This window comes from Hyphomonas sp. ske169 (genome assembly GCF_056850855.1).
The window spans coordinates 3,270,439-3,283,060 of the sequence record NZ_CP096146.1; the positions used below are offsets into that span (position 1 = coordinate 3,270,439).

Consider the following 12,622-nt stretch of genomic DNA (forward strand, 5'->3'; position numbering starts at 1 on the left):
TCTGCGCTCGCGCAGCTACACCAGCGCCGAAACGAGCGACGAGGCGAGCATGCGTGACGGTGGACGAATAGCGGCGGCAATTGACGTGCTGAGCGATGTGCTCGGTCGGCATCAACCGGTCAAAGTGGCGGCCCGCGACTGGGGTAAACGCGCGCGTTATGCAGGCTCGAAAGACCGCGCTTGGGTCTCAGGGCTGGTGCTCGATGCCTTGCGCAAACGCAATTCGATTGCTCATGCGATGGGCGATGATAGTCCGCGCGGTCTTATCCTGGGCGCTCTAAGTTTTGCTTGGGGGTGGGACATTCGCCGGATCGATGATGCGATGGACGAACAACACGCGCCCAGCGCCCTGACCCTGCAAGAGCGGGAACGATTGGTGATGGCCCCAGATGTCACCGCGGAGCCGCATATTTTGGGTGACTATCCCGCATGGCTGACCGAGCAGATGCAGCGGGCCTTTGGCGAGCTTGCCGCGGTTGAAGGCCAAGCGATGGCGGTGCGCGCCGATGTCGACTTGCGAGTGAACACGCTGAAAACTGATGTTGAGAAAGCCAGTGCGCCTTTGCGAAGCGCGAAAGCCGAGCCATCGCGCCTATTGAAACATGCCTTTCATATCCCCGCTCGCGACCCGTCTCAGCGAGAAGCCAGTCTGGACAGCATTCCGGCCTATTCAAAAGGCTGGGTCGAGGTTCAGGATGCGGGTTCGCAAATCGCTGCTGCTGCTGCAAATGTCCGCGCGGGGGAGCAGGTGCTGGACTATTGCTCAGGAGGCGGCGGCAAAACACTCGCCCTTGCCGCAGCCATGGATGGCAAGGGACAAGTCTTCGCTTATGATATTGATGGCCGGCGGCTCAGCGCGATTATCCCGCGTTTGAAACGCTCAGGCGCGCATAATGTCCAATTGCTGCACCCAAGTGAACCAGAAGCGCTCGACGCATTGAAAGAGCAAATGGATTGCGTCTTTGTCGATGCGCCTTGCACCGGCACAGGCACGTGGCGGCGGCGTCCTGACACGAAATGGCGGGTGAAGCCGAAATCGCTAGAGACCCGGATTGAGCAGCAGAATGAAGTTTTGTCTAAGGCGGCTGCCTATGTGAAACCGGGCGGGCGGCTGCTCTATGCGACTTGTTCCTTCTTGGTTGAGGAGGACGAGGACCGGGTCGACGCGTTTTTGGCGAATGCGCCGGGCTGGGTGCAAGAAGATGCGGTCGAACATGCGCGCGAGAGCGGCCTGCTCACTGATGAAGGGGTGGCCGTGATCAAAGCGGGGCAGGGGCCGTCTGGCAGCGTTCGCCTCACCCCGCGCAGCGCCGGCACTGACGGTTTCTTTTTCGCTATGCTCCGTAGGCAGGGTTAACGCGAACCATTCAAATCACCGCCACAGTTTTGCGTCAAATTTAGCTCATTCTGCCTATCTAATCGCTTGGATTGGGAGGACGGAATGGCAATCAAAACAGAGAATGGGGTCACAACTCTTACACCCACGGGCTGGAAATGGTTCCTTGGTGGTGCGGCTATCATTCTGATGATTCCTGGTTTGGGCTTGATCATCGGCGGCATTTTCATTCTCGTCGGCGCCGGGATATTGCAGCGCCTTGTTCTCTCCAAAGACGGTATCAAGATCCGCAATTGGTTCTCTGCCAAAGAGTATCGGTGGGACGAGATCACTGACTTTCGGATCCACAAAGTCAAATCCGGGTTGATCACGGCCGCCAATATGGTCTCGTTCACGCATGCCGATAAAGAAGGGACGATGATGGGTAAGGCCGCCAAGTTTCTGGTCGGCGGAACGCACTCGATTCCAGCGGTTGGCATGAAGCCGCAAAAGCTGATCCAGCTGATGCAAGCCTATAAGCTCGGCTATATTCCGGAAGACAGTCTCGCTTCGGACTCGCCGCCTCTGGCGCTGACCCCGCAACCGCAAGGGGCCGCTGCGCCGCGTTCGCAACCAAAAACACGACCGCAAGCACCTTCGCAAGCACCAACCCGTGCCAGCAAACCCGCTGCGAGTTTTGGCGCTAAGCGCAAGCCGTCGACCCCACTGGTTCAGGATGGCGGCGGCTTGTTTGGGCGGCGTCGCCCTGACTCTCCCTTCGGATCATGAATTGCCCTAGTTGAGGCCCGCGCGGGACTCAGCTAAAGGGCCACATGGCTGAACAGAAACACGAACGCGCGCTGATTATCGACTTTGGAAGTCAGGTTACTCAGCTGATCGCCCGGCGGCTCCGCGAGAGCGGTGTTTATTGCGAAATTCACCCGTTTAACAAAGTCGATGAGGCTTTCCTGAAGGCCTATGATCCGCAGGCGATTGTACTTTCCGGTGGTCCTTCGAGTGTAACCTGGGAGGATAGTCCCCGGGCGCCAGACGCGGTTTTTGAACTCGGCGTTCCGGTTCTTGGCATTTGCTATGGGCAGCAAGTGATGATGGAGCAGTTGGGTGGCCGCGTCGAAAGCGGCACGAGCCGCGAATTTGGGCGGGCATTCATTGAAAAAGTCAGCGATGATAAATTGCTCGAAGGCCTGTTCGAGAATGGCGAAGAAGAACAAGTTTGGATGAGCCATGGCGACCATGTCGCGGAAATGGCGCCAGGCTTTGAAGTGATAGCCAAATCGCCAGGCGCACCCGTAGCCGCGATCGTCAATCGCGAGAAACAATTCTACGCCACGCAATTCCATGTTGAAGTCGTGCATACAACGCATGGCGCGCAAATCCTCCGCAACTTCACGCACGGCATCGCCGGACTGAAAGGCGATTGGACCATGGCTGCGTATCGCGAAGAAGCGATCCAGAAAATTCGTGACCAAGTTGGCTCAGGGCGGGTTATTTGTGGTCTGTCAGGCGGTGTCGATAGTTCGGTCGCCGCCGTTTTGATCCATGAAGCAATCGGCAGCCAACTAACTTGCGTCTATGTCGATCATGGCTTGATGCGGATGAATGAGAGCGAGCAGGTCGTCAATCTGTTCCGCGAGCATTACAATATTCCGCTGGTCCATGTGGATGCCTCCGATCTGTTCCTTGGCGAGTTGTCCGGAGTCAGCGATCCTGAACGCAAGCGCAAAATTATCGGGAAGCTCTTCATCGACGTGTTCGAAGCCGAGGCGAACAAGATTGGCGGCGCAGACTTCTTGGCGCAAGGCACGCTGTACCCGGATGTGATCGAAAGCGTCAGCGCAATCGGCGGGCCATCGGTGACGATTAAGAGCCACCATAATGTCGGCGGCTTGCCGGAGCGGATGAACATGCAGCTGGTCGAGCCGCTGCGGGATCTGTTCAAAGACGAGGTCCGTGCGCTCGGACGAGAACTCGGATTGCCCGATGCGTTTATTGGACGGCATCCGTTCCCGGGACCTGGTCTCGCCATCCGTATACCGGGCGAGATTACGCGCGATAAAGCCGACACGCTTCGTAAAGCGGACGCGATTTATCTCGAAGAACTGCACAATGCCGATCTCTATGACAAAATCTGGCAAGCCTTTGCGGTCCTCTTACCGGTCAACACGGTCGGCGTGATGGGTGACGAGCGGACCTATGAGAATGTTCTCGCGCTACGGGCGGTCACCTCTACGGACGGTATGACCGCCGACTATTTCCCGTTCGAGCACGATTTCCTAGGGCGCGTCGCGACCCGAATTATCAATGAAGTCAAAGGCGTAAATCGCGTGGTCTACGATATCACGTCAAAGCCGCCCGGAACGATTGAGTGGGAGTGATCTTGCGGCAAAGGGGCTTGTTTCGGCCTTCCGATCACAAGCGCCTGTTCGATTAGGAGCCTCAGCATGAAGCATCACCTTATGATCGCGCTCGGATTGCTGATGGCGGCGGTGTTTTCCTATCGCTTGGCGAATGCGCTACTTGCACCTGGGCTTGGTATCTCAGAGCTGTATCTCGCGGGCGGCGTCATGATCGCTGGGCTGTTGATTTTCTTTGGATTGAGAGAACGCCGTCACGCGCGGCAACAGGGCCGAGATCATAAGCGCTAGAGCAAGACCAAATTCAAAACTCATAAGGCTTTGACCCACCTTGAGACTGCGATAGACCTATCGACAAAGATAATCAGGGAGGGGTCACATCGTGTCCGATAAGAAAAAAGTCGACGCAAAGGGCTATTGGGCGGCGACGATCCGCCTGACATTGAGCTTGCTGGCGATTTGGTTTGTTGTCTCCTATGGCGCTGGGATCTTATTCCGCGATTTCCTAGATCAGGTCTCGATTGGCGGTGCGCCGCTCGGCTTTTGGTTTGCGCAACAGGGATCGATTTACGTCTTTGTCGTTCTGATCTTCTACTATTGCTTCGCCATGGCGCGGCTCGAGCGCAAATTCGGCGTGGAGGATTAAGGCCATGGATTGGACCCTGTTCTTCGTCGTCACAACTTTTGCGCTTTATATTGGCATCGCGATTTGGGCCCGCGCTGGGTCGACGGACGACTTTTATGTCGCCGGTCATGATGTTCACCCGACCGTCAATGGCATGGCCACGGCGGCTGATTGGATGTCGGCGGCCTCCTTCCTGTCGATGGCCGGCCTGATTGCCTTTTTGGGCTATGGCGGCTCGGTTTATTTGATGGGCTGGACGGGCGGTTATGTCCTGCTCGCGGTCCTGCTCGCGCCGTTCTTGCGCGAGTTTGGCAAGTTCACTGTGCCGGACTTTGTTGGCGACCGTTACTATTCAGATATTGCTCGGATCATTGCTGTGATCTGCGCGCTGTTCGTCTCTTTCACCTATATTGCTGGCCAGATGAAAGGCGTCGGCGTGGCGTTTTCAGGCTTTCTAGGTGTCGACTTCAATGTCGGCATCATTATCGGCATGGTCATCGTCTTCTTCTATGCCGTGCTCGGTGGGATGAAAGGCGTGACCTATACGCAAGTCGCGCAATATTGCGTGCTAATCTTTGCCTACACGGTGCCTGCGATCTTCATGTCACTGATCATTACTGGCAATCCGGTCCCGCAGCTTGGCTTTATCAGCAATGCGGCGGGCGAAGACATTTCGATGCTGCAAAAGCTCAACAATGTGGTCACAGATCTGGGTTTCCAAGAATATACGCAGACCGACAAATCCATGTTTGATGTGTTTGCGATTACCGGCGCGCTGATGTTCGGAACCGCGGGTTTGCCCCACGTGATCATTCGCTTCTTCACTGTGCCCAGCGCCAAAGCGGCGCGCTTCTCTGCTGGTTGGGCTTTGATCTTCATCGCAGCGCTTTACACCACAGCGCCAGCGGTTGGCGCGTTCGCCCGCATCAACTTCATCGATACGGTCAATGAGGCGACCTACATTCAGGACGGCGAAGATTATGAAGCGCGCGCGGCAGAGATTGAAGCCGCTGGCGGCAAGCCCGTTCCAACCTGGTACAAGACTTGGGAGAAAACCGGTCTGCTCCAATATGAAGACAAGAATGGCGACGGCATCATGCAGTATCGCGGGCCGAATGCTCCCGATGGCATCGAGAATGAGGTCAATCCGAACCGCGATATCTTCGTGCTCGCCAACCCGCAAATAGCGCAGCTTCCAGCTTGGGTGATTGGGCTCGTGGTCGCTGGCGGATTAGCCGCCGCGCTGTCTACTGCAGCAGGTCTTTTGATGGTGATCTCTTCAGCGGTCAGCCATGATATCTGCAGGCGAACCTTGTTCAAAGATATGGACGACAAAACCGAACTTCGGGTTGCCCGCGCGGCTGCTGCAGGTGCCGTGGTCGCGGCGGGCTTGCTCGGGATCTTCTCCGCGCAGCTCGGCTTTGTCGCGCAAGTTGTAGCGTTCGCGTTCGGGTTAGCGTCGGCCTCGCTCTTCCCGGTCATCTTCCTCGGCATTTTCTGGAAGCGGATGAATAAGGAAGGCGCAATTGTCGCTATGCTGTTCGGCTTGATCTCGACCTTTGCCTATATTGTCTATTTCAAGTTTGGCGGCGGCACGCCGGATCAATATCTGTTCGGCGTCTCACCTGAGGGCATCGGCTTTGTCTTTATGTGGGTGTCTGGCGCCCTCGGGATCGGTACCGCGTTGGCCACAGCCCCGCCGCCACAGGACATCCAAGAATTGGTCGAAGATATCCGCGTGCCCGGCACAAGGCAGGCCCACGGAATTGCCGATGCTGGCATGGCGCCTGCCGAGTAATTCTCGCCGATACTACTCAAAGAGGGCGGTCCAGCTGGTCCGCCCTTTTTTGGTGGAAATTCTCATGCTCTGGACGCGATAAGAATCGCAAAATCTGCACTGATTTAGGTTCGCTGCGGGGCTAAACCTCTGCGCGAAAAGTGTGTCATTCTAAAAACACCAATAATTTCAATGATCCGCGCTTAATGACGTAAATTTAAGGCCGGTCAAAGCGCGCTTTGAGTATCGTCTTAGGAGGTTGTTAAGGCCAAGCACCGATTTTCAGTAGGGTTAATATCTGGGCCGACTTTGTTAATGGGATTGGGCAAATGAGTAGAAGATTGGTGCGCTGGGGCGCAGACATTGGCTATCAGTCAGCCATTAAAAACTTCAAATCAAAAGAGTCGCTGCGCAAGCATGGCCTCAAAGGCAAGCTCGCAGAAGGGGATCTTGGCTTCAGTCGCGGACGAACTCGCAAAATCGCTCAAGAAGATGCCGAAGATGCGGTTCCTGCGTCCGATGCCATGACCGAGGATCAGTGGAGCGAGCGCGAGCAAGAGATTGCCGAGCGGGCTGGCGCTGTCCGGCGCGGGCTAGAAACTTGGATGAGCGGGACGGCCGCCAGCGTCCGCAACTTTATCCAAGATTGCACACCTGCCGACATTCATCCCGAACATCTTCGCGAGGTTATCAAGGCCGAGGAAAACGAATTCCGCCACTATGAAGTGGATGATGCGGAAACCGCGCGTGATCATCACGATGCGACCGTGATTGAACTGCAGCATTTTAAACAGCAGCATAGCGACCGGATCGGTAAGCGGACGCCGGATATTAAAAAGAATGTCGAGCAAACGCTGGCAATCTTGTTGCTGATCATGATCGTGGAAGGCTGCTTCAACGCGCTTCTGTTCAAAGATGCGCAGTCATCTGGCCTGATGGGCGGGATGATGGTGGCGTTTGGAATCAGTGCTGTGAACGTCCTCACAGGCGTTCTGGCTGGCTTTTTCGGGCTGCGCTATCTCAACCACCCAGACAAAGGCTTTCGGATTGCGGGTGGCGTAATTGCCGGCTTGCTGATCTTCTTTGGGATTATGCTCAACTTCTTCATCGCGCATTTCCGTGATGCGGTTGAGATCAGTCTGCATGCGGCGCAAGACGCAGGTTCATTGGCCGGGTTCTCAATGTTTGACATTGCACCAGGCACCGTGATCGGAAGCATGTTCCCGAACATCTTTGGCCTAGATTCATTGGTCGCGATTGCGCTCTTGCTAATCGGACTGACGATTTTTGGGGTTGCGGTCTATGAAGGCTATGACCGGATTTCCGACCGCTATCCTGGCTATGGTCGCGTCTGGCGGAAGGAACGTTTGGCTTATGAAAAGCGCCAAGCGGTTCGCAATGGTGTGCGCGATGATCTGTCGGATTATTTCACCCGCTGCCGGTTCTGGTTTGAGACGCAGCATAAGCGCCATACGGCGGCGAAACGCGAGATTGAGAAGTCGCTGAACGAGCTTGATGCGCATCGTGACCGCGCGGTCGGCATTGCGGCAAAAGCCGGCGATCAAGAACGCTCGCTCAAAATTGCTTATCGACAAGCGCATCGCCGCGCGCGCAATAAATTCCGCGATAAACTTGGCGAACAGGCAGAGATCCCAGCTTATTTCGATGAGATTGTAACGCCCAATTTGCCTGGGTTCGATCTCACCAAAGAACGTGAGCAGGCGAATGCCGCGATCAAGACGATTGAGCAAAACCTCACCGCGCTGAACCTGACGCGGGAATGGCTCGAGACGCATATTCAGAGTGTCCAGAAAGGGCTCTCGTCGATCCAGAAACAAGTCAAAACGGAAGTCGCAAAAGCCCGTGACGCCCGTATGGCGCGCGAACAGCAGAGCGATATTCGCTCGGCCTGAAAGGAAGAGGCGGAGGTAACCGATGCCCCGAGCTAGAGAAAGAGGTCCTTGGTTCTGGCGTGGCGCGATTGGCGTCATGCTGCTCACCGTGATCGGCCTGTTTTCGGTCGCAGCTTTCAATGCTGCACCAGCCCTGGACCCAGAAACAGAATGCCGAATGGATCGCCGCGATCCATCGCACACAATCTTACTGATCGACCAATCCGATCCATTTTCCGAGAATGATCTCGCTTGGGTTGGAGAATTGATTGATGCCGAGGCGCGCGCACTGCCGAGATTTGGGCGTTTGACGGTTATCTTGCCAAACAGTGCGCAGCCCTTCGATCCGAAGACGCTGTATACGCATTGCTCCCCAGGCAGCGTGGAAGACGCAAACCCCATTTTGCAGAACCCGCGTATGATCGATGACACTTGGCGGGAGCATTTCTATCAGCCGCTCTCATCGCTGGTAGACGACACGCTGAAGACGACCAGCCAACCGAGCTCCCCTCTGTTTGAGGCGCTTTATTCAGTTGGGGATCGAGCCGACTTTCAAACAAATCGAGAAAACCGCCGATTGGTCATCGTTTCTGACTTGATGCAGCATTCCGATGCGTTCTCATTCTATCGCAGCGGCGCCGATCTTGCGGCCTATTCCGAGACATCGATCGCCAGCCAATTGCCTGGCTTAGACGGCGTCGAAGTTGTTGCGCGGATTGTTCCTCGTCTCGAATATGATCTGCCGATCAGTGAACTGAAAGCGTTCTGGCGGAGTTATTTCGACAAGACCGGTGCCGCCTCGTTCGGCTCGACCAATTAGAGCCGGGCGATGGCGCTGACGGGCGCATCGAGCAGGAAGAGATCGCCAAAACGTTGCAGCTGCCCGGTAATCGAAACCGGGTCGGCGACATATTCGAGCAAATCCTTATTGTGCCCATAGCCGCCTGAAGTCATGATCATCAACGCGGCTTGATCTTTGCGATCTTTGACATAGAAGGCCGGCGGAATGCCACCGCGAATGCAAAGGCTAGCGCAGGACTTGTGGACCTTCCCCGTTGAAGGCCGCATCGCGCCGAACCAGCATTTGCTGTCGAGGATTTCCCCGCTCAGCGACACATCAGAAATCGGCTCGGGCGTTGGGAAGGCCAAATCGCCAATCTCGCCGCCTGTGTCCTCACGGATCCAATCCAAGCCATCGATGACCGCGATCATCGCATGTTGGCCGCGCTGAATGAGCGAGCCTTTGACGATAACCGGTTTGCCCGCCAAAGCCCCAATCTTAGCGCTGACGCCGCATTTGCCTTGGCAGCCGAGCAGAGCCGTGCGCGGCGTCCCGTCCAAATCAAGCGTGCGGAGCATGCCATAGGGCTCTGCCGTCGCAATTCCGCGCCATTCGCGCACGTCGCCCATATTCCAAGTGCCTGGACCGACCGGCTTTTGCAGCGCGGCAATGCCGGCGGCCGTCGCAGCGGTGCCGGCTAAGAGACCGAGGCCCGCGCCAACGAAGAAACGCCGGTCAACTTTCGGGGTGTCGGCCCAGCCAATGAAGAAATCATCTTTGCTCATGAGCTCGCTCCAATCGTGCTTGGGCTTTGCGCGGTGCCGGGGGCATTTGGCTCTGGATTGACGTAGACCACGCCGTCCAAGATCCGTGTTGCATAAGTGGCGATTTTCTCCGTGAAGGGCGGCGGGCTTTGGCCATCTTCCATGCGATATTGAAAGCCATGCCAGGGGCAAGTGATGCAGCCATCGACAATTTTGCCTTCGCCGAGTGGTCCACCTTGGTGACGGCAGACATTTGAGACGGCTGAAATCTTGTTGCCATCTCTGAACACGGCAATCGCTTCGCCTTTCACCGGGCGAATGATCTTGGCTCGAGCATCCTCCATCTCATCCACGGCAGCAACTTTCAGCCAGCCCTCATTCGCGGTGCGATGGGCGGGGCGGAAGACCGCGAGCCCAGAAAGGACGTGAAGCGCTGTCACGGTCACCGCGGAGGTAGCGAGTAAGGCGACATAAATCGGGCTCTTGTTGAATTGAATCGCCCCAAGCGCGATATGCGCAACCAGCAGTCCATAAGCGAGATAAACGCCCATGTGCAGCGTCTTCCACACGCCAGGGCCAAGATTGGCGTTCCAGAAATCGTGGCTGGTTGCGGCCATCAAGAACATGATCAGAAAAGCAGCAACGCCGAGCACTTCGAACGGGAAGCCATTCAAACTGTCATAGCGCGGGTTTGAAATGAACAGCGATACTAGCGGATTGGTCTCAGAGAAGCCGTGATACCAAAGCACAACCAAGCCAGCATGGATGAGGGCGATCAAAAAGGTTGTCACGCCAAGATGGCGCCGGTTGTAGAGGAATGGCTTGAACCGATCGGTCATCCGGGCGAGCGGCCCGATACAGAGAATGAAGGTCAGCAGCAGAAAGGCGAGGGTGCCTGTCGCGCGCAGCAAGACTTGCGGCGGCATTAGGCTCTCACCCTCCGGTTGGCTCACATAGCTGATCACAATGAAGCCGATCAAATAGAGAGCGATGCCTGCCATAAGCCACAGGTCAAACCGCTTCTTAAAGGACGTCCATTGGACATTTTTATAATCATGCGACATTAGCGGGCCTCCTCAATCAAGGCCTCAGGCAGCGTTTCATTTGTTGGCTCGCCCGGGCGGCCCAGAATCGCCAGGACCACGATCCAAAGCATGACCGGGCCGAGGATGGCCCATATCGCAATGTGGGCGCGTCTGTGTGCACGTTTCATGAGACTGGCGGCTCCTTTTGCACAAAGAGTTTTGTGAGCATAAGCGGCCAAAGCCCAATCACGCCTGGCAGGATCATCAATCGAACACGCACCGGCATGCCTTTGCCTTTTGCGGCGGGATCAATCCGCTCCGCGCCTCCGAACATATAGGCCATTCCGACTAGCAGGCCGAGCGCAAGATAAAGCCCGAAGCCTAGAACAATCGCTTCTGCAGTTGCTTCACTCATCGCCCAACTCCGGCATAGGCAACGCCAGACAGGTCCGCCATATCGCGGCTGAACGTGGTCAAATCATTGGCGTTAAAGTCTGAAAGGTTTTCATGCCCGCAGGCCCGCGCCATGACTTTCATCAAGCCGACTGAGGCATCGAAGAAATTCTTGAGCCGGGCGGCTGAATTCTCGACCACAATGCGCGACACCAAATGCGGTTTCTGAGTGGCAATGCCCACGGGGCAATTATTCGTATGACAGGCCCGCATCGCGATACAGCCGATCGCTTGCATGGCCGCGTTTGAAACCGCGATCGCATCGGCGCCGAGGGCCATGGCTTTGACGAAATCACCAGGCTTGCGAAGACCGCCCGTGATCACCAATGAGATATCACCTCGGCCACTTTCGTCCAAGAATTTGCGGGCCCGTGCGAGGGCGGGAATGGTCGGCACTGAGATATTGTCGCGGAAGATGATCGGCGCTGCACCTGTGCCGCCGCCGCGGCCATCGAGAATGATATAGTCGACGCCAACTTCAAGTGCGGCTTCAATGTCTTTCTCAATGTGCTGAGCTGAGAGTTTATAGCCAATCGGTATGCCGCCGGTCCGGTCACGCACTTCATCGGCAAAGTCTTTGACTTGGCTGACTTCGGTCCAATCTGGAAAGCGCGGCGGGGAGATGGCGGCTTCGCCTTCTTTCAGGCCCCGAACCAGGGCGATCTTGCCTTTGACCTTGTTGCCCGGAAGGTGTCCGCCGGTTCCGGTTTTGGCGCCTTGGCCGCCTTTGAAATGGAAGGCCTGAACTTTCTCAAGCTTGTCCCAGGAGAAGCCAAACCGGCCAGACGCCAATTCATAGAAATAGCGCGAACAGGCTTCTTGTTCTTCCGGCAGCATGCCGCCTTCGCCAGAACAAATGCCGGTGCCTGCCATCTCGGCGCCGAGCGCGAGAGAGACTTTGGCCGGTTCTGACAAAGCCCCGAAACTCATGTCGGAGACGAAAAGCGGGATATCCAAGTGCAGGGGCTTTTGCGCATTCGGCCCGATCACGGTTTTTGTGTTGACCGGCTCATCATCGAGCAGCGGCATTTTATGAAGTTGCGCAGTGATGATTTGAATATCGTCCCATTCGGGCAGTTGATCGCGCGGCACGCCCATGGAGTCGGTGATGCCGTGATGTCCGACTTTAGACAGGCCATCGCGCGCATATTGCTGGATCATGCCATTGGTCGGCTCTGGATGCGGGCCATGGCTCGGGTCTTGATAGAGGCCGAGATAGGCGTCGCGCTGATAAGGCTGCGGATTGGCATAGCCCCACGCGTTGATCTCATCGGCGTCGACAAAAACCTGACCGTCTTCAACCCAAGCTTTGAACTTGGGCAGGGCTTCTGAATTCTCATATTCAGAGACGCCGCTATCGAGGCGGTAATCCCAATTGTGGACGCCGCAGATTAGGTTGTCATTGCCATCGACATGGCCATCCGACATCAACGCGCCGCGGTGTAGGCAGCGGCCGTAAAAAACAGAGACTTCATCATCGAACCGCACAACGACCAAGTCGACTTCGCCGACAATGGCGTATTCGGGCTGGCGGTCTTTCAAGTCATCCCACTTGGCTACGGCTGTTTTTGTCATGAGTTACTCCCCTCTCGAGCTTTGTCTGGCCTCTATCGAG

13 protein-coding genes are annotated in these 12,622 nt (G+C 56.2%); 8 read left to right on the forward strand and 5 right to left on the reverse strand.

Annotation, left to right across the window (positions count from 1 at the left end; translation table 11 throughout):
* The first annotated feature begins 49 nt into the window (after positions 1-49).
* From MY069_RS15990 to MY069_RS16025, 8 genes are all read left to right on the forward strand, one after another.
* The gene (locus MY069_RS15990) at positions 50-1,357 is read left to right on the forward strand and encodes an RsmB/NOP family class I SAM-dependent RNA methyltransferase (RefSeq protein WP_482794787.1); all 1,308 of its coding nucleotides are present in this window, start codon (positions 50-52) and stop codon (positions 1,355-1,357) included.
* Positions 1,358-1,441: 84 nt separating this feature from the next.
* Complete coding sequence (locus MY069_RS15995; protein WP_482794788.1) at positions 1,442-2,104, forward strand: PH domain-containing protein; 663 nt, start codon at positions 1,442-1,444, stop codon at positions 2,102-2,104.
* A 44-nt stretch (positions 2,105-2,148) separates the two neighbouring features.
* Positions 2,149-3,711 (forward strand): glutamine-hydrolyzing GMP synthase, encoded by a 1,563-nt coding sequence (guaA, locus tag MY069_RS16000; protein ID WP_482794789.1) that lies wholly within the window; start codon positions 2,149-2,151, stop codon positions 3,709-3,711.
* A 66-nt stretch (positions 3,712-3,777) separates the two neighbouring features.
* Positions 3,778-3,981 (forward strand): hypothetical protein, encoded by a 204-nt coding sequence (locus MY069_RS16005; RefSeq protein WP_482794790.1) that lies wholly within the window; start codon positions 3,778-3,780, stop codon positions 3,979-3,981.
* 88 nt (positions 3,982-4,069) lie between these two features.
* Positions 4,070-4,336: a DUF4212 domain-containing protein gene (locus MY069_RS16010; protein WP_482796723.1), complete on the forward strand. Its 267-nt coding sequence runs from the start codon at positions 4,070-4,072 to the stop codon at positions 4,334-4,336.
* A gap of 4 nt (positions 4,337-4,340) precedes the next feature.
* Positions 4,341-6,113 carry a sodium:solute symporter family protein gene (locus MY069_RS16015; protein WP_482794791.1) on the forward strand — a complete coding sequence of 591 codons (1,773 nt, stop codon included), beginning with the start codon at positions 4,341-4,343 and terminating at the stop codon, positions 6,111-6,113.
* Positions 6,114-6,421: 308 nt separating this feature from the next.
* Complete coding sequence (locus MY069_RS16020) at positions 6,422-8,005, forward strand: hypothetical protein (protein WP_482794792.1); 1,584 nt, start codon at positions 6,422-6,424, stop codon at positions 8,003-8,005.
* 22 nt (positions 8,006-8,027) lie between these two features.
* Positions 8,028-8,804 (forward strand): hypothetical protein, encoded by a 777-nt coding sequence (locus tag MY069_RS16025; protein WP_482794793.1) that lies wholly within the window; start codon positions 8,028-8,030, stop codon positions 8,802-8,804.
* On the opposite strand, the gene MY069_RS16030 is transcribed toward MY069_RS16025, so the two are convergent.
* The 5 genes from MY069_RS16030 to MY069_RS16050 are packed head-to-tail and all read right to left on the reverse strand — an operon-like array spanning position 8,801 to position 12,582.
* Entirely contained in the window at positions 8,801-9,550 is a 750-nt protein-coding gene (locus MY069_RS16030; RefSeq protein WP_482794794.1) for a hypothetical protein, read from the reverse strand. The genes MY069_RS16025 and MY069_RS16030 overlap by 4 nt on opposite strands.
* Entirely contained in the window at positions 9,547-10,593 is a 1,047-nt protein-coding gene (locus tag MY069_RS16035; RefSeq protein WP_482794795.1) for a Rieske 2Fe-2S domain-containing protein, read from the reverse strand. The genes MY069_RS16030 and MY069_RS16035 overlap by 4 nt, the downstream gene beginning before the upstream one ends.
* Positions 10,593-10,742 (reverse strand): hypothetical protein, encoded by a 150-nt coding sequence (locus MY069_RS16040; protein WP_482794796.1) that lies wholly within the window; start codon positions 10,740-10,742, stop codon positions 10,593-10,595. The genes MY069_RS16035 and MY069_RS16040 overlap by 1 nt, the downstream gene beginning before the upstream one ends.
* A complete protein-coding gene (locus MY069_RS16045) occupies positions 10,739-10,969 on the reverse strand; it encodes a hypothetical protein (RefSeq protein ID WP_482794797.1) in 231 nt (76 codons plus the stop codon). The genes MY069_RS16040 and MY069_RS16045 overlap by 4 nt, the downstream gene beginning before the upstream one ends.
* A complete protein-coding gene (locus tag MY069_RS16050) occupies positions 10,966-12,582 on the reverse strand; it encodes a glutamate synthase-related protein (protein ID WP_482794798.1) in 1,617 nt (538 codons plus the stop codon). The genes MY069_RS16045 and MY069_RS16050 overlap by 4 nt, the downstream gene beginning before the upstream one ends.
* Positions 12,583-12,622 lie beyond the last annotated feature (40 nt).